Origin of the sequence: Nocardia sp. NPDC049220, from assembly GCF_040647855.1 — a bacterium.
Classification (GTDB): Bacteria; Actinomycetota; Actinomycetes; order Mycobacteriales; family Mycobacteriaceae; genus Nocardia.
Genome location: NZ_JBEZDA010000006.1, coordinates 208,838 through 229,917 on the forward strand (window position 1 = coordinate 208,838; position 21,080 = coordinate 229,917).

Sequence of the window (21,080 nt, forward strand, 5' to 3'; positions counted from 1 at the left end):
CGTCGTAGCTGTTTGCCATGCCTGAAGCGTCTAGTACGCCTTGCGTGGCAGACACGCCTTGAACTGCCAGTGCGCTAGATGCAGACATAGCGCCTAGGCCACCTGCACTGCATGAGACATGCTTGGCGTGCTCACCATATGAGGCGCTGTACGCGGTTCATCTACCTGACACGCTATAGGCAGAAAAGACATACAACACGCATCACGCGCATAGCGCATATCCGCAGGTCTGTGGATGTTTTGGCTTGTCGTAGTCACCTCAGAAATGTATCAGAGGAAGCCGAGCGGATCTCTGACATCGCCGTCCGAGGAAGCCGCGAACCAGGGCAACCCGTGAGGTACGGGAGATCTCCTGCCCAGGCGTTGATGGACCCCTCCATCTTCTCTGTGCTGTCCGACTCAAGGCGCTCGGACCAAGGATGGCCGCAAGAGTTCGCCGAGCCATGAGGCGAAGGGAGCTCCCGCCGAGATATCTTGAGGTTCGGAATCTCGCTTACTCGATTGCGCTGACTCAGATCGGGCACGGCAGAGGAGATTACAAGTGGTTGATGCGCAGCCTCGCAGGTACCTATGTGCGCTGACTGTAGCTATCCCGGGAGTACCTGACTCTCGGCAACTGGGGGCCCTGACGTCCTCGCCTCATCACACATCGCGAATCTTCAACTAAAGTCTCGGAGGTACGGTCGACGAGTGCTGCGGCTATCTCGACCACCGATCCTGGCCGCCTTCAATGGTGGGTCTTCGGACATCGGCCGCGTGAGATCGGGCTGGATTGACAGTGCACGCGTGGCAGGGATCTCTGCCGGGAATTTCCTAGTTCGGGGAAACGGGTTCTGTGTAGGTCCGCGCCACGACCCTGCTTATTCCACCTGGGTGATAATCCTGGATGCCTGAGTTGCACCCGCTCAGACCTTGAGACTCCCTCGTAGCCAGTCGCAACGCGAACCACTGCGCGAGTGCAGCAGGCGTGGATGCGAGCCCCGATCAGGTGCGAACGAGGTGACCCATGATGCGCCCCTGTTGCAGTCTCTCGGGAGGGGGCGGCGGTGGGGGGGAGGCGGAATCGGAGGTCCTCTGCTTTATCGCCGGAGGCTCATCGTCCGATGGCCCGGGCTGATTCGGGCCGGACGGAAGACCCACTCGCAAGTAGAGGTTTGGCTACGGAGTTGACACTGGATGCCTCACTGAGGTGTCCAGCTAGAGGTATGCCGGCGCCGTCACGTCGGGGTACACGAGTGCTCCGACCCGTTCAGATCGGCGATTGCACGGTAGGTAGTTGACAGACCACGGAAGGAAGGCACTTGATTGAGCGCCAGTCGTCCAAAACTCTATGGCGCATAGGCCGAGAGGAGGGTCGGACGTCAGGTGCGACGACAGCAGGAAGGGCGACCGTGCCCGTCTCTTCCGGGAAGAGAGCTCGAACCCCGGTTGAAGAGGCGACGCTCGGGCTTGATCGCACTGGGCTGGTCGGACCATTCACAGACCGATTTCTGTCGGCTTGGCAGGCGGCATAGGGGCGTTCTGGGCATCGTTGAGGGGGACAAGGGAGTCAGCGGCTGTCCTTGGCCGATTCACGGAAATCGGTGCGTCACAGCGGTTTTAGATCACTAGCGGAGCGTCGTACAGAGCCGAATCGCCGTAATGGGCGCCGATTGCCACGTAGGGCAATCTGACCCCACCTTCGCACTAACGGCCTTCCGGAAGGTGAGATCGCCCCCCAGCGTGCGTTTTAGGGCCTTACACGTCCTGACCTGCGTGGATAGAACTGCGCGAGTACGTGCGGCCGGATGTGTCGTTAGATCGGTCACGGTGGGGGAGAAGTGGGCCGTGAGTTGAGAAGCCACACGGCTACGTCAGCGCAGCTGCCGCAGAGGGTTTGCCGACACGCACCCCGATGAGACAGCCCGTACTGGTACCAGCAACTGCTCGACGCACGCAGCCCGGGCGAAACGCGGCACGGCGCCTCCGGCTTGACCGAGCTGGGCGCTGATGGCTCAAGTACTCACACCGTCGCCGGCAGTGCGTGCACCGCGGCGTAGCATTCGCGGCTCTGGACAACCACCGATCCGTCCCGCTCGTTGGTGGCTCGACAACCTCGCAAGTCGCCGGTGTTTGCTGTTGGCGCGCGACTGTTGGCTTCGCAGCGCCCTTGCCGCGAGGTCGAGGCAGTCTCCTCGGTGTCGAGCCACGATACGTTCGACCACTTCGCCGAGATCGTGGCCGATTTGCCATCGGTCCGCGACCCGCAGAGCATCGGGCGCACCAGTTGCCACACAACATCAGCGTAGGCCAGCGCGGTCCCAGCTGATGATCTTGACTCGGAAAGGGGCACGCAGCCAGACAGCAAGAGTGCCGGCCGGGCCCCGGGTTTCGATGTCGATCAGGATCGTTCTGTAGTGATGCTTGAGATGCAGGGCGAAGCCATCGACACCAAGTACGCGCGGTGTGGCTGGTTGATATCCGGCAGTGCCCATTGATCGTGGCTGCCAGACGACAGTCATCAGCTCGGACAAGCGCCTGCCTCGTCATGGGTGCTCACATCGAGGTTCGCTCGAAATCGGCGGCGATCCAGGTCAGTTCAATCACGCAGACCCCGTGCCAGATCTAGACTCACATGCCGTTGACAGCATTCTGCGCCATCGTGCAATTTAGAGGTGCCCAGGTAGGCAGCTTGGGACATCAATGCGCGATCCACAAGCAACATGTTGTGGCCGGGGGCAACCGAGGTGGCGATGGGCGTCCGTATCCACAGCCGAGGCGAGCCTACTACAGGATTTCTTTGGAGGGAAGAAACTACAGGGGGGACCAATTTTCTGCGTGTCACCAGGGCAAATGCAACCGGCTTGTCCGCGAGCTATGCGTGATCCGTCCGCGAGTTATGCGTGCTGTCCTGGGAAAACGTCGTTTACGCCGTCCGCGAGATATGCGTGGACAACTTCTCCTACAAGGCCTTTTGCACAACCTGCCTGTGGATAACGTCCGCGAGATATGCGTGGATAACTTCGCTGCACTCAGGTCCGCGAGTTATGCGCAGTCTCGGTCCCGTCAAACGCATACGGTGCTGCCAAAGATGTCCTTGAGCAGGGAGAATTCATGAGTGTCTCTCGTTTGACCGACCTCAGCGCGCATACCTTGCGGACGGAACTTATCCACCGTCCGCAAGGTATGCGCAGGTTCGCCTCCGTGTCCGCATGTTATGCGTGGCCTCGCAGGGGAGGCGTCCGCAAAGTATGCGCACCAGCCCTCGGCGGACTGTCCGCAAGTTATGCGTAATGGGGCCAAATGCCGGGGTACTGTCCGCAAGTTATGCGCGGTGGCCCGGCCACTTCCGATCCATGGGTAGGTCGGTGGACCTGGGATGCCGCTTCACAGGGGGAGAGGCGCCTGCTGCCGCTCGGATTGTCGACGGGGCGGTGGTCACCTGCCGCAAGTACGTCTTGGGTGTGGCAAGCGATCCCGATCCGGTGTCAAGTCCGGTAGCCATTGCACTGCGGGTCCTGTGCGGCGTGCTTGGTCTGTCGCGCACGAGAGGCCTTGCCCGATGGCAGTGCTCTGAGGGCAACTTTGTGACCAGCACCGATCGGCTTTGCCGCAGAGTGTCCGCGAGTTATGCGTGACAGGGGATTGTCCGCCGAATATGCGTGCGAAACGCCGGATCGTAGCGGTGGCATCATCGGGCCGCCGTGTAATGCTAGTGCTATGCCGCGCCCCCCACGGACCTCTTTGGACATCGTGCGGTCGGCTGCCGAAGTGTGGGAGGGAGACCAGGAAGTCGGGTTCGGGCCTCGACTACTGGCCCAGGCTTCGCTGCCGTATCGCAACCCTGGTACAGAGAAACGGGTCTGGGGTCGTCGCAACGGCGACCTCTTGCTGACGATCTCGCCGGGTATGACAATCAACGAGCGTGGCGAAGAGGAGTCAATCGGCTTCCCGTTCGGCACCATGCCGCGGCTGATCATGACGCTGCTCGCCACCGAAGCAGTACGGACCCAATCGCCGGAAATTACGTTCGGGTCGTTGACGGAGTTCATGGCATCGATGGGCCTAGCCGCGACCGGAGGGAAGAACGGCTCCCTCACACGCATGCGTGAACAGGGTCATCGCTTGTTCAATGCGAACATCACCGTGGAGTACAAGGGTGACAGCAACCGTCGAGTGGGGGCAAAGTTGTCAGTCGCCTCTGCCTACAACCTCTGGTGCGGGTCAGAGCCGGAAAACGGTCAGGCAGCGCTGTTCTCCTCGATGGTGCGATTGTCGCCCGAGTTCTTCGAAGAGGTGACCAAGCACCCTGTTCCGGTCGATCTGAATGCGATCAAGGCGCTCGGAGGTTCAGCGCTACGGCTGGATATCTACACATGGCTGACCTACCGGATGTTCACCGTCAGCCGGCCGACGACTGTGCCATGGGATTCTCTGATGGTGCAGTTCGGGTCCACCGCCGACATCACCGATCGGCGGCGACGGCACCAGTTCAGGAACGACTTCATGAAGGCGCTCAAACAAGTCCTCATCGTCTATCCCCAAGCCAACGTCGATGTCACCGATGCTGGTGTGAGACTCTCGCCGGGGTTGCCACATGTCGCGATCTCCCAAGGCTTCCGCGCTCTCGCCGTGGAGAGCCAGGCAAGTTGACGCTGCGCCGATCAAGTCGGCGACACGACTCGAAACCTGGATGTCTCTCATAGGGACATCCTCGCTGTCAACGGGTGACCCCGGTCGCGAAAGTCCTGATCATCATGGCGACGCCGCCGGTGATGGTGAACTCCTGTCCACGGAAACCCCGCCCAGTTGTGCGGGCAAGGCGAGGCCAGTGTGTAGTGGGCTAGGCCGCCGACGCCTCCGCCGACGGAAATAGCGGCCAGGATCGTGCCGTGACTGCGCGACAGGAGCGCCCTCGCCCCGAGCTGGGACCGCGGCCTTGTCGCTCGCGAGCCGACTGGCGAACCCGCATTTGCTTCGCCGAGTTCGCCGCGATAGGGCCACGAGTGGACACCGGATGGCCGCGTTCCTCTTGCCCATGAACGGATCTCAGCAATAGGTCGAACTCGACGATGTGGCGGGGGTGAACTTGCGGCCGCGGCCCACTCGGCCGGTCCGGGACACCCGCAGGTTGAAGGTCTTACGCAGCATCGGCGTTGCTGGCGGACAGATCGAAGAGACCAACTCGCCGACGTGATCGCCGAGCGAGGGGGCTCGATCAGGAACTGCGGGGAGAGCAGTCGACGAGGTTAGCTGGCGTGTGGGGCGCTTGGAGGACGAACTGTTGCCCGCTGTCACGGACGAGGATTGTCGACACGAGCTGTCCGAACCGGTCAGTGAGGCACGCGAGTTGGCAACAATGCCTGTGACTGTGCCAGTGGCGCGAGGACAGCGCGTTCGTCCGGGTAGGGCGCGATCTGTCGGCGTGCAGAACTGACCAACACCAGCATGCAGCGTCCAACTTTCAGGTTCGGGTCGGAGCGTTCGCGTTGAGCTTCAACGCGAACGCAGCGCCCTGTCGGTGGCTGACAGTACCCTGGCGCACACCGCGCGCCCTGATCGGGCAACACTGAGGCGAAGGGACTTGAGATGCCCAGTCTGGAAAGACGAATCGGCGACATCATCGATGAACTGAAGCGGCTCGGGCACGCGCCCGATGTCAATCGCATCGACCAGTTCCGCAGACATCTCGCTGGCCTCGACAACGAAGTGAGGACAACCATCGCGCACCGTGAACGCCTTTACGAGTTGGCCAACCTCAGCCGGCAGGCGCACACACTGCTGCGCAACGCCCACGAACGCGCCAGCCGTACTCTCGCCATCGCTGATGCCGCCCGCCAGCGGGAACTGCGCGACGTTTCGCATCCGACCATCACCAGTCCCCAACCTCACACTGTTCCCGAGCTCGAAATCGGATGGGATGGATTCGAGCGGTAGACGAGCACGCCTTGGTCATGAGGCGAGGACCAGGCTGGAATCCGCTGCGGCAATGCTGTCCCAGCACCGATCACACACCGCAGTCCGCAGAGGCAATTCCTCGCGCACTGTGCCCGGCGCGGAACATCTCACACACACATCCCCAGCTGCCGCCGCGAGTTCCTCCGAGACGCTGCGCAGGACAGGGCGGTGGCGCCTGTTTACCCCCTCTGTGAAGCCCGTAGAGCCGTGAACCGCGCCCCTGGCACGGGGGAGTGGCATTGGGCTAATGCTCGTCGTCGAGGAGTCGCGCTGCTGAGCGCGGCGTGTACGCCTGACGGCCGCCAACTCGGTCGGAATCTGCTGGGACCAGTCCACGCCTGCCATCAAGCTTCGTAGGAATGAGATAGGTGCGTTGATCCGGTTCGGCCAGTTCATGCCCCGTTCGATCGTGTAACGGGTCAGCCGGGCGGCGATTGTCTTGCCATCGAAGCGGGTGGTGTCTATCCCGGCCTCAACCAGGACGTCGGCGACGGCACCGATGTGCCAACCGTGGCGGCGAACGTACTGCTGGGAGCCCAGATGCACCCATTGACCGCGGTCGATGCCGTGGCACTCCGCGACCAGTTCAGCAGCTGAAAGCTGAAGGTGCAACGGTCTCGGATCCGCGCTCGTCCAATGCTTTCGCGTCTGTTTGCGGGAATTTATCCTGCCCGTGCGCGCGAGATGCGCGCGCGTTGGTGATTTTTTCCTGACGCAAGATGAGTTAAGAACAAGACCTTTTCTAGCTACGTAACGTTCTTCACCTACTTCAGTAGGTGAAGATAGGTGCCCGCTGCTGATGTCGAGACTGCGGAGCGGGGCCACCGCGGCGGCAGCAGCGATGTGAACGCCCTGGGTCATCCGGGGCAACGATGCAGACTTCCGGCGTGGTGTCGACGGCGGTTGGCTGGCTGCAGTAGCGCGGGGCGAGGTCAGATGCCACACGCTGGCCGCATGAGTTTGGAATCCGCCGTGGTGGGCTCGTGCAGCGGCAATCTCGATTCCGGACAAACCGCGACCGGATTCCATCTCCACGGCGAGCCCGACATCCCTCAGCACATACCGCACCTTCCGCATCGTCCCAGGCGAGCATCCAGCGCGTGCGGCCATGGTTGCGTTCGAGGCGGTAATGCCGCGGCCAGTGTGCAGGTCGGCGAACGACGCCACATCAGGCGAGTGCTTCAGCACCATCTTGATGCTGGTTCGGTGCTGGGCGACTGCCGTGCGGCCGGCCTCACTGTCCAGCGCTGCTGCCACGTACAACAGCCAGTCCCGCACGCTGACCACCGGCACACGCGCAGCAGCCCCTTCTGCTACCGGCAGCGACCACGACGCGCCGATCTGATTTGCGTTCAGTCGCTCGATTTCCCCGGCTACCTCGGCAGACATCTCCGAGCCAGATGACGGGTTGTAGAAATGATTGTGGTTGCGACGACCTTGACGAGGGCGTGCTTTACCATGGGATCTGCCTTGCACGACAGTCCTTTCGCGGGGACAAGCAAGCAGCTCTTCTAATGAGCGTCAGAGGGCGGGCATGCCCTCGGCATCGAATTCCTTCGTGCGGAAAGGGGTTCAATGCTGCTCAAATGCAGATCACTGCCAGCACAGTTATGGGGTTAGGCGGCGTTCAGCACCTCAGTGCAGTAGCTCACCTCCTCCCGGGGTAATTGGTGAGGAAGGTTCCATTCGCACCTGTGTGACGTTGACCCGCATCCCCGCGGATGCTGCGCCAGCGACTTGTTGGTCGGCTGCATCGCCGAGACAGAGCGGTTCGCTGCCTGTCGCGGTGGATGACCGGGGGATCACACAGAACCTGCTGAGCGCGTCAGAGAGCCACATGGCCGGGCCGGGTAGTCCGGCCAGACCGATGTCCGCCGCTGCGGATACATCACAGCGGCGGGATGGCGCCGCTGTTCGCGGCATGGTTTCGGAGACGGCCAATCTCGATACGGGCGACAGATGCTCGCGCCGTATGGCGGTGACGGCGGCTTCGATGACGAATTCGTCACAGCTTGCAGTGTCGGTCCGGTCTTCCACCTGAGCTGTGTGAGGGCATGCATTACCCTGGAAGCTGCCCTGCAATGGCAACACCCTTTCGGTGAACGCAACGGCGTACATGGGATCGAGGTTCAGTCGATCCGCCTTGAGCAGTCGAGGAAGCTTTCCTTCTGTGCACTAAATCCTCTTTCTGGCAAAAGAGGATTTAGTGCTGCTCACATGCGCCGATCGTCGGCTGTATTGACATGGGGTAAGGCGCGATCAGCGCAGACGGCACCACCCCTTCACACTGGTGTGCGCTGGTCGATCCGTCGGGGACACCACGTGTGCCGGCGGTCGACTGGAGGCAACTACGACCGGCAGGCCGTCGTGAAGCGTGGCGCAGGAGCTGCTGTCAGCGGGGGAGAGCCCTTCGCGCTGAGCGAGGCAGCATTGGCTGGTGATGTGCGAAATTTCCGCCGTGGAAAGCCGACGTCGAGAAGTAAGAGGGCGCTCGATCGGCGCGCTGTCTAGAAAATGTGTCGGCTGATGCTCTACACTCGGGTCAGGCATCAAGCCTCCCGAGGGCGTGAAGGGACATAAAACCTCTTCAGTTCTCGTCGGTCTGTGAAGCGCGAGGCCCCCTTCTGTTGGTAGCGGCGGGGGGCCTTCCGCGCATTTAGGGTCAGGTGCCGGTAGGTGCTAGCGGCAGCTCCATTTGAAACGAGTATTCGACACTCTGTTTCGGTTCGAGTGCCAGTCCGTAGAGCAGCAACTCGATCAGGCAGGTCGTGATCGTCGGGAACGTGCCGTTCTCCACCAAGGCGTCGATCTCATCGCCCAGCCGCTTCGGCAGATCCACTGGGCCGATGTACGTACGTTTTCCGGCATAGTCGATCTCACCGTCGAGTGGCTTCGGCAGATCCACTGGGCCGATGTATGTACGTTTTCCGGGACGGACGACACCCAGCCGCCTGGAGGCTTTCGCGCGGGCGGCGAGCCCGTCCTGCAGCAGTTTGACGACTCGCGCCTTGAGCGTGGGGAAAGCGGGCGTGTCAACCGGCCCTTTCACCAGTTGCGCCAGCGAATCCGGAATCCTAGCGCCCACAGTGCGGTAGTCCGGGCCGTCTTCTCTCTCGGGGCGGCCCGGTCGACGCTTCCGCTCGACCTTCATGACTGCCATCCTGCCTCGAGGTTTTATGAAACACGCGGTGGCGCGCCGAGACGTGTTCAACTGGGATCGGTCTACACCGGTCACCGGCATCTCGCGACCGGGAGCCGTGGGATAGCACTCATGGCAGTTGCGTGTCAGGGAAGTCCGCTGGGCCGTCGTCTTGTTCGCTCCGCTGGATGTGCGCACGTCCCAACCCCACTCCTGCTACGTCTGCCTGCTGCCAATACCTATTCAGAATATGTAGTTTTCGTGGTGAACCGTCGCGATGTCAATCGGTTCCGATCGCACCATTTGTGCTAGAAATCCGCTTCTCCTGGGGATACCTTGCTGGCGTCTCACCAACTGTGTAACGGCGCGCATTCAATGTCGTTGAAGTAGCACTTGTTGTGTGACAACGGCTGCTACTCCAGCGACTGCGTTGTCGAACGTGTCGGAGCTACTCATTCGCGCGAAACACGGAAGGAATGCTGGTCGGACTCAGCCGAGTTCAGCTGGACCAGTGGATCTGCGTCGAGGTATGAGCCAGTGCTGGTGTCTGTGTCGATGTTGGGATCCGGCAGGTCGAGGTCAGGAGGCAACTGTTTGGCGGCCCGCGCGATCGCCTTCCCGTATCCGTCTGAGACGGCGTGGTGGATCAACAGCGCCACACCGATCATGACGGGAGCTGCGCCGTGGACCATGAATTCGACTCCCTCTCGCTTCTGGATGAAGGGGAAGGTGTTGAGCCCGACTGTGAGTGCAAGCAACCCAACCTCTGCCCAAGTCGCATTCTTTGGCTGCACATTCCACTCGGCGAGTTTCGGCTTGCCGAACATGATGACGATCAGGCACAACGAGATCATCGCTTCAAGCAGGAAGCTGAACCAGTACAGTGGCTCGCTTGCGCCCAATCCTGGTGCGACATTGTGCTGCACGTTCGTCGCCGACCACCCGAGGCCGATTGCGACCACGACACCGATCGCCCAGGTGCTCCGCCGTTGATAGTTGAACAGGGTTGCAGTCCGGGCATGGATACTGGTGGCGCGCCGCTGCGCGGCAAGAGCCCTCCGCGCAGTTATCCGGTCTTTCACCTCGGCCTTTCGCAAGGCGGCCGTGGCCTTGCGAAACTCCGTGCGCTCTTTGATCTGTGCCTTCGCTACGTCGAGGCGCTCTTTGCGCTGCAGTGCGCGGATCGTTTCGGCCTGTCCGCGCTCGATGCCCATCTCATCTTCAGACCATTCGGTGAAGAGATCCGGATCCTGCTGTATCTCTCGTGCTGCGCGGCCTCGAACGATGCGTTCCTGTGGCGTCAGATCTTGCGCAGCCATCTCGGGGTACACCACAGCCATCACATCTGTTTCATTCGGGCTTGAATCTTCCTGAGCTGTCGACACGGGGACAGAAGACAGCTGTGGTTCCCGATCGGCCCAGTCACCCTGAACGGGCGCCAGTTGCTGCGGGGCGATCCCCATGTCGCCGGTGCCGCCGTTGTCGGTGGCTGCGTAGGTAATGTCGTGGCCGTCGTTCGTGCCCGCAACCGTTGGTGCGCCCTCATTGCCGCAACGGGACGCAGGCGCGGCGGCCGCCACGTCGGGCTCCACAGTTGTAAGCCACTCCGGCAGGTCCTCCGGCTTGTAGACGTCGCGGTAGAACTCGTCGAGTTGCTGCCAGTGCGCGGGCCTAACCTTAGGTACGGGTGGGTGCGCACCTTCCCGTTGAGCGGAAACCCATGCGCGCCATTCTGAGATGTACTCGCTGAATTTCTTGCGCTTCTCGTAGCTCTCTCCGGTCAACAGTTCGAGCCACTGGATGACAGTCTGGGGCTTCAGCGCATTTAGGTCATCCACGTCACCGAGTACCACGCAGGCGTACAGCACTTTCGTCACGACCTCTGGCCAGGCATTGAGCGCCTCGCGGTGGCGAGCATCGGGGTCGGTGTCCTGATGCGCGCTGGCCTCTACTGCGATGTTTGGAGGTGTTGTGACTGAGTCGTCGAGGGTGTTCACGCTACTGGTTTCGCCGACGGAGTGCCCATCGGTGCCCTCAAAGCTGGTGTCCTGCTGGGCGCCGGACGTGGGTTCAACCATGGTCTCGTCAATAGCGGACTCGCCGGGCATGTGCCACTGGATGGGGGAGTCGGGTGTCGGTGCTTCGTGAACCGCGGATGTCAGGTCTGTGGCCAAGGGGCCGAGATCGTGGTCGGCGAAGGTGGTCATCGGGTCATCTCGCTTCTCGCCGGGTCTTTCGTTGGTCGGTTGGTCGGTGCCAGCGGGGCTCGGATGTGTGTGGCTACTACTCCGACGGGTGACTTCCCGTCGGAGTGCGGCCAGTTGCGGGAGTTCTTCCCTCCCTCAAGATTTGCTAGCATGCGAGCATCATAGCAGCTTTGGGTTCGTTGGATCGTGGCAATGCGGCCATCTGAACGTTGCAGCGGGGATCGAGGTGATTCCGCGCATCTTGAACCCTCTGCGTCGCGGCACTTTCGTCCCCACAGGGACGGCTCTGTCCCGCGGAGTCGAGCACTGCGACCCCGCGCACTGTGATGAACTGATCACTGGTCCGACGGGTTGTTGTCTGAGGTGCGGCCGGCCGGCCGGACTTCGAACTGGTAAGTCGCTGTGGTGGTGATCGCTTCCGGCTCGACGGCGCTTTCTGTGGCCGAGACGCCGTCGCTCCGATCAGCTGCCGAGGGACGACGGCTGGGTGTGTCGGCGATGTAGTACGCCAGGCCGGCCATCAATGGTGCTGAGGTGTAAGGATCGAGATGGGGCATCACAGGGCCGCCGGGCTCGGCGAGGTGACCAGGGTTGTGACCCGCGTGCCATGCGGCCGTCCAATGCCGGCGTAAGCGCCTCGATAGATGAGTTCGATGTGCATGCATGAGTCGGCTTTCCAAGGGGCGCGCAGTCGTAACCGTGTGTCGCGGGATCCGCAGCCGAGCACCACGGCAAGGCGCGGTCGTTGCACGTCTGGAGGTGGGGACGCTGCTGGGTGCTGATCAGTATTGAATCTGCGAATTGCCCGCCGATCTCCGGTGGTCACACTTCTAGTGGGAAGCCGCCGCGTCGTAGTTCGTTGCAACGCAGTGTTTCGCCGTGCTGGCCAGGTCGGGTGTGCATTGTGCGGTTGACCGATGTCACATGCTGTGACCGGTGCAAATTGCGATGTAGGTGTGGCAAAAGCGCCGCGCATGCTTCTGCTGGTGGGCTGCTCGCGATGGTGAGGAGAGCAGTCCACACACTCTGTGTGACATCTGCTGCCGAATGCTTCGAGGGGTGGCTACTTTTACCGCGAGCGGCGAATGGAGCCGCCTGGGTGCCGAAACCATCGGGTAGTCGGCCCGCTTCTACGGTTTGGGGAGAGTGCTAGCCAATGGGCATTCGTTCAGCAATCACAGTCTTCGGCATCGGCATGGCCGGTATCGCGGCTTCGGTGGGTGAGGCGGCGGCGGTGGTGCCGATCAACGCGCCGGGCATCGTTGTAGGCGGGGGATTCAACCACGAGGAGACGATCGCACTGTCCAACAGTCCGATCCCTAGTATTCTCGGCGTCCAGCTGCTCGCCGGGGCGACTGCGGTTCATGTCGATCCCCGCTCGGCGATCCCGCAGAAGGACGGCATGATCAATGCTGACATGCCGACCATCTTCCGTGATGCCGCGGCTGCCTCGAACGGCAAAATCGTGCTTGCCCTGGTGGATCCGGCGCAGTGGAGGGGTAAGCATATTCTGGTGGCCGAGTTTCTCTGAGATCAGAATCTCTCGCTGAGCGGGCTCGAGCACGCCATCGAGAACCATCAACCAGGCACTCTGAGAGTGCATCATGCCGGCCCCGGTTCCTGGCGCCTTGCCACGCCAGGGACCGGCATCATGGTGTTGCTACCTCGCAGGCTCGTTTACGGGTTGCCCACCCAGCAACATTCCGACTAATGCCAGCAGTGACATCAGGCATTCGATCAAATAATCACCCTCGCGGGTGGCCGCCGCGGTGAACAGCGATTTGGCGGCCTGCATGTCGTTGTCAGCGCGTGCCGAGATCAGTCGCAAAGCCCACAGCTGCGCGGGAGCCATTCCCGTGGCAACTTCAGGGACGAATGGGTGGTGCTGAGGTGCTGGCAGCAGTGACAAGAGTGTGTCGATCCAGTAAATGGATGCCTGAATCATGTGAGCACCGCTGGACAACCCCGCCGCGTATGCACCCGCCACGAAGTGATTACCTTCCACTGCCGCGGAAAATGCTTCACGCGCGTGGATGCGCCAAGCCGGCTCCATCATCGATGCTCACCCCACGCCGGAGTAGTCGCAGTGTAGTGACCCCGCCGCTCGGGTGTCGATCCGCATCCAGTTTTGACTGCGAGGCCAGCGTAGAGAGAAGCCTTCGCGTCCATGCCTGCTGCAGGTTCGATGCCTGCTGGACGCCATCGGTGCGGTGGCACGATTCCGGGATCGATCAGCTCGAGGCCGTCGAAGAACGCCATGATGTCGTTGTGGGTGCGGACTTTTGAGGTCAGGCCATTGCGGTGGTAGATCTCAACTGCTGCGGCGACACCGTCGGGATCGAAGTCCGGTGTGGCGTGGCTGATGACAAGGACAGAGCCGGGCACGACGGCATCCATCAACGCTCGTACCAACCCGTACGGGTCACGGTCATCGGGGATGAAGTGCAACAGGGCGATCAGCGACACCGCCACCGGTTCGGACAGGTCCAGCGTGGCAAGGAGCTCGGGTGCGGTGAGGATGTCGGCAGGGAAGGTGGCGTCGGCAGCGATGTAGTCAACGTGCCCGGCCGGGTGGCTGATCAACAGGGCGCGTGCGTGCACGAGCACGGTCGGGTCGTTGTCGACGTACACCACGCGGGACTCGGGCGCGACTTCCTGCGCGACCTGGTGAAGGTTGAGCTCCGTCGGGAAGCCAGTGCCGATGTCAAGGAATTGGCGGATCCCCCAGTCACGTGCGAGGTAGCCGATGGCGCGGTGCATGAACGCGCGGTTGGTACGTGCCATGACCGGTGCGGATGGAAACACCTTCAACACTTGCACGACGGCGTCTCGGTCGGCCTGGTAGGAGTCTTTTCCCCCGAGGAGTGCGTCGTACATCCTTGCGATGTTCGGCCGGATCTGGCACAGATCAATCACAGTGACCGGCCTTCGATCACCTGCAGTGGGCGAGGGGAGAGGTGGCCGCCGCGGACGGCTTTGTATCCCACGTCGCCTTGCCTTGACCGCTTCTTCAACTTCAGCTCGCTGCAGAACTCGGTGATCTGTACGCGGGTGTGGAACCAGTCTGGTCCCGAACGCAATTCGCCGAGACGACGCCTAAGTTCACATGCCATCAGCTGTTCAATGGCAACAAACGATCCCACGGACGGCACACCTATGGGCACGGGCATCATTCCCGTCGTGCCGACCGCCGGCGCGGGTTCGAGTGATCTCAACGACAAAGGTCCTCCTGTTCTGTGAATCTGGCGATGACTTATAGATCGCCTACGGTCTGATGCGGCGTCGCTGGTTCGGGATGGTTGCGTGGTCAGTCATCTGGACGGCCACCACGAATCGGGTGAACGCATCTGGTCGCGAGGCGGCCGACGTGTTGCTTGGATGCGTGGTGGTGGAGCGGTCATACAGCAGTCGTCGTAGTGCATGCCCTGCTGCAAGACCCGGCTGGTCACCACCGTCGCAACCGGATTGCCGGATTGCCGGATCGCCAGCGCCCTCACCGATCACTGCGGTTCAGCCAGTTGACATTCGACACGTCATGCTCTGGAACGGATCTCCGTGTCGTTCCAAGCGCTGAACGCCTGGTCGGCGTGGTGTAAATGCCTGATCGCGGTCTGTCGCGCCATTCCCGCCCTCCATCCATCCGGCTTTGGTTGGCAGCTCAAAACCAGGAGTACCCGCCAGTCTTGAGCTGCCATCTCGGAGGTTAGAAACTCGCGGTTGGGTTGCGTAGCCAGATTGCGCGAGATTGCGCGGCAATTTCATGCAATAGCATGATTGAGCTGCGATCATCGCAGCAGCATGGATTGCTCTACAGCAATGGAGTTGCTCTCATGACCAAGCTTCGTTTACTCGGTTCCGGCTCGAAAGACGGAGGTTGTCCAGCCCTTTACGAAGCCGATGCTGGCACCCTCATCGTGCAAGGCATCGCTGTAGGCGACGGCGCCGTGCTGGTACCGCATGGCCTGTTGGATTGGGCCGAACCAGGCACCGCGCTTACCGTCGAGACCACTGAGGACCCTGGCATGCTGCTGGTGGCAGGCGACCGAGTCACCCCCGAGATTCGGATACAACTCACCCTCGCCAGCGACGAAACGGCCGTGGTGGTTCCGCGATGCAAGCTGTAACCGGGGAAACTGCTGGTGAAGGCATCTACGCACGGTTCTTTCGGGCCGCCCGCATCAGCGCTGTTCATGTGGAGGTTCAAGACGCCTATCGGGTGCCCGATGAGTACGAACCCTTACTGCGGTGGCGGCGGACACGTGAGATCGTAGAAACCGACGGTGGGCGGCAGTGGTGTGCCATGGTAGCCGAGACCGTTAGCCGCGGTGTCAAGGTCGCGCGGGTGCGAGTGGTGACCGTGCCACACACCGAGTACACACAATGGCTGCTCGATGCCTGCGCGACCAATGTTGCTGCTGGTGAGCAGATCCGGTGGTTGCCGCGTCACCTCGCCGCCGCTGTGCCCAGCGACGACTACTGGTTGTTTGACAACGAAACCGTGGCGTTCAACACCGTCGACGCTGACGGGGATGCAGTCGGGCTTGCGGTTACCACCGACCCGGCTATTGCCGCGGTGTGCACTGAGGCATGGAACCAGTTGTGGAGCGCGGGCATCGACCACACTGAGTACGCGCGATCGGAGTACGCCATCCGGTGACCAACGTTGGACAGGCTGGGGCGGCCCTCGGAGCGCGATTGCGTGAGCTCCGCAGGGACGCCCGCCTGTCCGGTAGGGACCTCGCCACAGCTTGCGACTGGCATCCGTCCAAGGTGTCGCGGCTCGAACTGGGTAGACAGCAACCCAGCGAAGAAGATCTGCTCGTGTGGTGCCGCGTCACAGACGCGATGATGGTTTACGACGACCTCATAGCAACTCTGCGCAATCTGCGTTCGGCGCATATGGAGTGGCGGCGCGCCCTTGCATCCGGCCGTGCGCATCGGCAACGGCAGTCTCTCGAATTCGAAGGCCGCGCAGGACGGATCCGCTGGTTCGAGGCATGGGTTATCCCCGGCCTACTGCAAACCCCGGCCTACGCGAAAGCGATTCTCACGACCTGCAGCAGCGTTATCTCTGGTGGACGTGACGACATCGACGAAGCCGTCGCTATCCGAATGACTCGACAGCGGGTACTGCGGTCCGGGAGTCGCCGATTCGTCTTCGTCATCGCCGAAGCCGCACTGCGGCAAACCATCGGATCGGCCGCCATCATGACCGAACAACTTCACATGCTCAACCAGCACGCTGCCAACCCATGCGTGAAACTTGCGGTCATACCCGCCTCGGCGAACGCCTGTATCGGCTCTCACGGATTCGCGATGTTCGACAGTGAAAGTGTCATGGTCGAAACCATCTCCGCTGAACTTACTATCACTCGGCCATCCGAAATAGCCGTCTACGACATGGCGTTCGGAATTCTGTACGAGATGGCCCTGCGTGACGCCGCTGCAACCAATCTCATCACCGACATCGCGGCCGGGCACTCCAGCTCGTCACAGCCCTGAACGTCATCGAATGAGATCAGTCGAGGCCCTTTGTAGGACGTTTGGACGTCTGTCCAAAATATTTCGAGCGCGGAAGCCGGCGCGGATGATTCACTCAGGGTTGGAGGGGAAAAGGTCTGTCTTGAGGCAGGGGTATGGGTATCGACCTGGTGATTCGTCACCCACTGCTTGGATCATGACGTGGTCGGGGGAGTCTTCGACTTCGAGGCTGATCACCTTGAAGATTGACTGGCCGCTTCTACCTATCGTGACCAAGGCGCCTTCTTCCAGTTCCACGGTTGCAGCCTAACCCCGGATGTGGCGAGAGGACATCAGCGCGGATGTAGTTGGCGTGCTGCTCAAGGTTGGTGCGGGGGCGGTCGTAGCGCACGGTGACGGTGCCGGGGCCGGCATGGCGAGCAGCAATCCGGACGTCGCGCTGATCGCCGCCGAATTCCTCCCACAGCGTCAGTGGGCTGTGACACCAGCGCGGGGGAAGCTGCTCGGGGAATACGACGAACGGGTCGGACTGCAGGCCTCGGACTGGATGGGCTGGGAGATCACCCGGCGCCGACACTGTAGCCACGCGACCTCGGCAGATTCGCATCCTCAGCCGTCAGCGGTTGCGGCGGGTGGACGCGGGATACACCGAAATCCCGGCTTGGGTGTACCGGATTCTCGACTTCTACCTGCGCACCGATCCCGAGCCCGACGAGGCAGGTCTCGGCATGGCAGAATCCGAAGCTGACCAGGTCAAACCTGGAGTCAACTGAAATACGCCTCGGTCGCCTCCTCGTAGTCAGCGCGTGACGTCGCCAAGGCCACTTGGATCCTGCTGGACTCCCGGGGTGCCGTGAGGCTGGCGACCACACCTTGCCGCGCTAGCCGGCTTGCTCCGCATCGCCAGCCCAGCCGTAACCGAATCAATAAAGCCTGGTCATCGGCGGGCGCTATCGCACTGCCATTACGCCAGATGAGGGGATCTCGCCGTCGCGACCGCTGGGGCCACCAGGCTGAAGGCTGCCACGTATCGTCGCTTCTTCCCGCCCTACCTGGGCCACCGGCGGCCTGTACCGACGGTTCGTTGGCAATGCCAGACGCCGCGCCGGAGCCCACCTTGGCATCCAGCTGGACTGACACGACGGCACGTCATTGTGGGCGGGCTTTAGCCGCCCACGATCGGTTGACACTGCCGAGAACCCTCGGAAATTTGTAGACTCCGGCGCGGTTAGTTACACTTGTCGCAATCGTTCGGCCCACCTCGGTAACCCGGGAGTGGGCCGGATTTATATTCAGGCATGACCATCGTCCGACCGCTCAAGCCGTTCCTGTCCATCGAAGGCCAGATCGCGAAGCTTTCTGCGCGCGGGATGACGATCGAATGCGAATCTGAGGCTGATCAGTGGCTTCGAGCGATCGGCTACTACCGTCTCAGCGGCTACTGGTATCCCTTTCGCGCCCCTGACCCAAACAGTCCGGTGAGACTTGCCGATGACTTCGTCGCTGGAACCAGCTTCAGAGAGGTGATCGGCCTCTACGAATTCGATCGACACCTCAAGACCCTCATGCTCAGCGGGCTCGAGCGCATCGAGGTCGCTCTGCGTAGCCAAACAGGTCACACACTGGGCCGCCATGGGCCGCTGGCCCACAAAGACCCAGCCACCTTCCGGCCTCAGTTCTGCGGATCCGTCGACCACAACAAGTGGCTGGCCACTGCGCTCAAGCGGGTCGAACGTGCCAAGGGGCACGATGCTTCGGTTGACCACCACATGGCCGCCTACGGTGGTGAGATGCCTATCTGGGTCCTCACCGACGTGCTGGACTTCGGTGACCTGAGCAAGCTGTTCGGCGGGATGACAAGCGTCGATCAGCAGGCAATTTCAGAATGGTTCTCGATCACGCCGCCGGCACTGACCGCTGAGACCACGCGCAATCAGCGCAGAGCAGCGCGGAGCCGGTGGCGGCAGAAGCCACCACTGGCCAACTGGCTACTGCACCTCACGATCGTGCGCAATATATGTGCGCATCACAGTCGGCTGTGGAATCGTCGGCTGACACCGGTCGGCACCGCTCCGTTGGCCGGGCTGTCGGGCTTCGAGGGGCTGCCTGCTACTCAGTTCGAGAGCGTCTACGGCAGCATCTGCCTCGTCGCGTTCTTGCTGAACGCCACCTCACCGGGCAACACCTGGACTCACAAGGTCGCGGCACTTGTCGATACCAGCTTCGCTGCGTTCAATCTCCGAACCGAATCCGAGATGGGGTTCCCTGGCGGATGGAAACAGCTGCCCCTGTGGCAGGGCGCGCTGTGACCCAGGCCTGTCTCGAAGTCGGGTGAGCGGCGCTGGCCGCGCTCACTCGTGTCGGGGTCCATTGAACGCAAGATCCTGTCATGCTCGCAGGGAGTTCAGGGGTATTCCGGCATCGCGAAGGCGTCTGCCAGCTCCTGCAGATGGGGGATCAGCCGCTTGCGGTGGTAGAGCAACTCATCGGACACCTTGGCCGCCAGGTCCGCAGGCATCAAATGGCGCATCAGATACCACAGCGCATTGGTCGAGATGCATTCCAGGCTGTAGTCCGCCGCCAGGGACGTGAGCAGTTCCTTGGCGGTCGGCTCCTTAGTCGTGGTTGCGGCGGCAAACAGGGCTGTTGCGGCGAGCCGTACGCCAGCGGCGGCGGCCAGCTCGATGGCCGCTGTGTCTTCGTCCAGCGCGGTACCTCCCGATTTGTAGGTGCCGTCGCGCAACTCATTCGTGATCGTGTTTTCGCGCGTCGCGAGCATCTCGATGTACCACGGCATCTCTGTCGGCGTTTCGGGTAGCTGCAACGCCGTGTCTATACGAGCTTTGCCTGCTTTGATCTGCATGGTTTCGTTGTCGCATTCGGCGGTGCGGTACTCGGCGGTGATGATGGCCTCTACGCTGCCTGCCCAGTCTGCAATGCGGTTGACGCGCAGTCCCCCTTGATCTCCTATCCGTGCGCGGCAGATCCCCAACGTCTTATATGCGGTGTTGGACAGCAGGGGTTTGGCGAGCCTGGACCACAGCTCGTGCATCTGCTCGTCTCCGGTGGGGGCTGCGCGCATGTCACGGATACACCGGCCCAACACGCTGGTGGCATACACCGCAGCCATCTCTCGCGCGATGTCGAGCTGCACGACGCCTTGCATCACGTCGACAACCGCAGCCATCTCCTGCGCGATGTCGACCTGCCCCGCGCCTTCCATTACGTCGACAACCGCAGCTAGTGGCACACCGTAGGGTTTTTGCTGGCGGGTGTGGTTGACCAGCTCGACCAAGCCGGCGCGGGCACTGCTGATGGCTGCGTTGGCAAGGTCTAGGCGACCATTTCCCATCATGCTGGTCGCGTGGTGGTACCGCCGGTGCGGTTCCAGATTGCACTCGAACTGCCCAGCGGCGTTCATCCAGGCCCAATCTCCACCCAACAGGGCCTCTCGCGGTAGCCACACGCGATCGAACCACACCAAGGCGTGATCCATCAGCGCGTAACCCTGCTCGGGTCCACGCACAATCTCCGCACCTTTGATGAGACGACCGTCCGCGGTGCGCAACTTCATCAGAAACAGAAAGACGCCTTCGTCACGACCGTCCACGTAGAGGTGAGCCGGGATCACCACGGTCTTCGCCGCGGTGAACTCGGCGCCATGCGGCATGAACCTGTAGTACGTCACTTCAGGTGTAGACAGCCAGAATCCCGCACTGCCGTCCCACGCTGCTATCGCTTGCTGATCAGCACCATCGGCGTTGCCTGGTTCGATAAACATCAGCTCCCCGAGCGCCTCACCAGTGTCAAGCTCGCCCAGGCAGTCCTGCTGATAGCGTGATCCATCGCCCAACGCCAGGATTGCGCTCACCGCGCTGTGGACATGCTCGGTCAGCACCGGCAACAACCGTGGCACTGTGACGTGCGCCCAGTCACACAGTGCTCCACGTAGTAGCGGGTCAGCGGCGATCTCGTGGACTGGACGACCCAACCCGGCGATCGCCGCACGCAACAAATCGGGCAGCTTCTCGGTAGCCGATTCCGATCGTGGGACTTCGCAGAGACTGACGAGGATATTGCGCACCCAGGCGTTCAGCTCCTCATGCGGGCCGAAGACCGCCTCTCGCAGCGACATGACGGTCGAATGGACGTCAGCAGCGTTGTGTCCCAGTGATTCAGCGGCGGAGGGACGATCGGCTGTTGTCATAACCACGAATCTATATGCCAAGCCCAATCTTTCAGGTCTGGGATAGCCGAACTCTTCATCCGGTCTGCGCTGCGGCTCCAGCAACTGCACCTGCATGCGAGTCGCAGCG

General features: G+C 61.8%; 15 protein-coding genes. 8 read left to right on the plus strand and 7 right to left on the minus strand.

Translation table 11 applies throughout. The features are described 5' to 3' along the window. Window positions 1-3,732: 3,732 nt before the first annotated feature. Entirely contained in the window at window positions 3,733-4,632 is a 900-nt protein-coding gene (locus AB0C34_RS17930; protein ID WP_357073803.1) for a replication protein RepA, read from the plus strand. A 936-nt stretch (window positions 4,633-5,568) separates the two neighbouring features. Continuing rightward, the gene (locus AB0C34_RS17935; protein ID WP_357073649.1) at window positions 5,569-5,916 is read left to right on the plus strand and encodes a hypothetical protein; all 348 of its coding nucleotides are present in this window, start codon (window positions 5,569-5,571) and stop codon (window positions 5,914-5,916) included. A gap of 15 nt (window positions 5,917-5,931) precedes the next feature. Here AB0C34_RS17935 and AB0C34_RS17940 read toward each other — a convergent pair whose 3' ends face one another. From AB0C34_RS17940 to AB0C34_RS17950, 3 genes are all read right to left on the minus strand, one after another. Beyond that, window positions 5,932-7,326 (minus strand): hypothetical protein, encoded by a 1,395-nt coding sequence (locus AB0C34_RS17940; protein ID WP_357073652.1) that lies wholly within the window; start codon window positions 7,324-7,326, stop codon window positions 5,932-5,934. Window positions 7,327-8,599: 1,273 nt separating this feature from the next. Continuing rightward, window positions 8,600-9,088: a hypothetical protein gene (locus AB0C34_RS17945; RefSeq protein ID WP_357073655.1), complete on the minus strand. Its 489-nt coding sequence runs from the start codon at window positions 9,086-9,088 to the stop codon at window positions 8,600-8,602. A 440-nt stretch (window positions 9,089-9,528) separates the two neighbouring features. Then, window positions 9,529-11,283 carry a hypothetical protein gene (locus AB0C34_RS17950; protein ID WP_357073658.1) on the minus strand — a complete coding sequence of 585 codons (1,755 nt, stop codon included), beginning with the start codon at window positions 11,281-11,283 and terminating at the stop codon, window positions 9,529-9,531. 1,195 nt (window positions 11,284-12,478) lie between these two features. Here AB0C34_RS17950 and AB0C34_RS17955 point away from each other — a divergent pair. After that, window positions 12,479-12,814, plus strand: coding sequence for a hypothetical protein (locus AB0C34_RS17955; RefSeq protein ID WP_357073661.1), 336 nt, complete (start codon window positions 12,479-12,481; stop codon window positions 12,812-12,814). Window positions 12,815-12,943: 129 nt separating this feature from the next. Here the strand turns inward: AB0C34_RS17955 and AB0C34_RS17960 are convergent, their stop codons facing one another. Together AB0C34_RS17960 and AB0C34_RS17965 are read right to left on the minus strand one after the other, a co-directional pair. After that, window positions 12,944-13,339: a hypothetical protein gene (locus AB0C34_RS17960; RefSeq protein ID WP_357073663.1), complete on the minus strand. Its 396-nt coding sequence runs from the start codon at window positions 13,337-13,339 to the stop codon at window positions 12,944-12,946. Next, entirely contained in the window at window positions 13,336-14,199 is an 864-nt protein-coding gene (locus AB0C34_RS17965) for an SAM-dependent methyltransferase (RefSeq protein ID WP_357073666.1), read from the minus strand. The genes AB0C34_RS17960 and AB0C34_RS17965 overlap by 4 nt, the downstream gene beginning before the upstream one ends. Before the next feature lie 914 nt (window positions 14,200-15,113). On the opposite strand from AB0C34_RS17965, the gene AB0C34_RS17970 reads away from it, so the two are divergent. The 3 genes from AB0C34_RS17970 to AB0C34_RS17980 are packed head-to-tail and all read left to right on the plus strand — an operon-like array spanning window position 15,114 to window position 16,785. Then, window positions 15,114-15,407 (plus strand): hypothetical protein, encoded by a 294-nt coding sequence (locus AB0C34_RS17970; protein WP_357073669.1) that lies wholly within the window; start codon window positions 15,114-15,116, stop codon window positions 15,405-15,407. After that, the gene (locus AB0C34_RS17975; protein WP_357073672.1) at window positions 15,395-15,940 is read left to right on the plus strand and encodes a DUF6879 family protein; all 546 of its coding nucleotides are present in this window, start codon (window positions 15,395-15,397) and stop codon (window positions 15,938-15,940) included. Before AB0C34_RS17970 ends, AB0C34_RS17975 begins: the two co-directional genes overlap by 13 nt. Then, window positions 15,937-16,785, plus strand: coding sequence for a helix-turn-helix transcriptional regulator (locus AB0C34_RS17980; protein WP_357073675.1), 849 nt, complete (start codon window positions 15,937-15,939; stop codon window positions 16,783-16,785). The genes AB0C34_RS17975 and AB0C34_RS17980 overlap by 4 nt, the downstream gene beginning before the upstream one ends. A 90-nt stretch (window positions 16,786-16,875) precedes the next feature. On the opposite strand, the gene AB0C34_RS17985 is transcribed toward AB0C34_RS17980, so the two are convergent. Beyond that, window positions 16,876-17,061 carry a hypothetical protein gene (locus AB0C34_RS17985; protein WP_357073678.1) on the minus strand — a complete coding sequence of 62 codons (186 nt, stop codon included), beginning with the start codon at window positions 17,059-17,061 and terminating at the stop codon, window positions 16,876-16,878. 335 nt (window positions 17,062-17,396) lie between these two features. Between AB0C34_RS17985 and AB0C34_RS17990 the strand changes: the two genes are divergently transcribed. Together AB0C34_RS17990 and AB0C34_RS17995 are read left to right on the plus strand one after the other, a co-directional pair. Next, the gene (locus tag AB0C34_RS17990) at window positions 17,397-17,537 is read left to right on the plus strand and encodes a hypothetical protein (protein WP_357073681.1); all 141 of its coding nucleotides are present in this window, start codon (window positions 17,397-17,399) and stop codon (window positions 17,535-17,537) included. A 525-nt stretch (window positions 17,538-18,062) separates the two neighbouring features. Continuing rightward, window positions 18,063-19,073, plus strand: coding sequence for an Abi family protein (locus tag AB0C34_RS17995; RefSeq protein ID WP_357073683.1), 1,011 nt, complete (start codon window positions 18,063-18,065; stop codon window positions 19,071-19,073). Between the two features lie 95 nt (window positions 19,074-19,168). Here AB0C34_RS17995 and AB0C34_RS18000 read toward each other — a convergent pair whose 3' ends face one another. After that, complete coding sequence (locus AB0C34_RS18000; RefSeq protein ID WP_357073686.1) at window positions 19,169-20,971, minus strand: hypothetical protein; 1,803 nt, start codon at window positions 20,969-20,971, stop codon at window positions 19,169-19,171. Window positions 20,972-21,080: the final 109 nt, after the last annotated feature.

Coding starts and splice junctions, on each gene's coding strand:
- AB0C34_RS17950 (WP_357073658.1), bottom strand. CDS start 11,283: ATGACCACCTTCGCCGACCACGATCTCGGCCCCTTGGCCACAGACCTG.
- AB0C34_RS17970 (WP_357073669.1), top strand. CDS start 15,114: ATGACCAAGCTTCGTTTACTCGGTTCCGGCTCGAAAGACGGAGGTTGT.
- AB0C34_RS18000 (WP_357073686.1), bottom strand. CDS start 20,971: ATGACAACAGCCGATCGTCCCTCCGCCGCTGAATCACTGGGACACAAC.
- AB0C34_RS17975 (WP_357073672.1), top strand. CDS start 15,395: ATGCAAGCTGTAACCGGGGAAACTGCTGGTGAAGGCATCTACGCACGG.
- AB0C34_RS17995 (WP_357073683.1), top strand. CDS start 18,063: ATGACCATCGTCCGACCGCTCAAGCCGTTCCTGTCCATCGAAGGCCAG.
- AB0C34_RS17940 (WP_357073652.1), bottom strand. CDS start 7,326: ATGTCTGCCGAGGTAGCCGGGGAAATCGAGCGACTGAACGCAAATCAG.
- AB0C34_RS17935 (WP_357073649.1), top strand. CDS start 5,569: ATGCCCAGTCTGGAAAGACGAATCGGCGACATCATCGATGAACTGAAG.
- AB0C34_RS17945 (WP_357073655.1), bottom strand. CDS start 9,088: ATGAAGGTCGAGCGGAAGCGTCGACCGGGCCGCCCCGAGAGAGAAGAC.
- AB0C34_RS17955 (WP_357073661.1), top strand. CDS start 12,479: ATGGCCGGTATCGCGGCTTCGGTGGGTGAGGCGGCGGCGGTGGTGCCG.
- AB0C34_RS17960 (WP_357073663.1), bottom strand. CDS start 13,339: ATGATGGAGCCGGCTTGGCGCATCCACGCGCGTGAAGCATTTTCCGCG.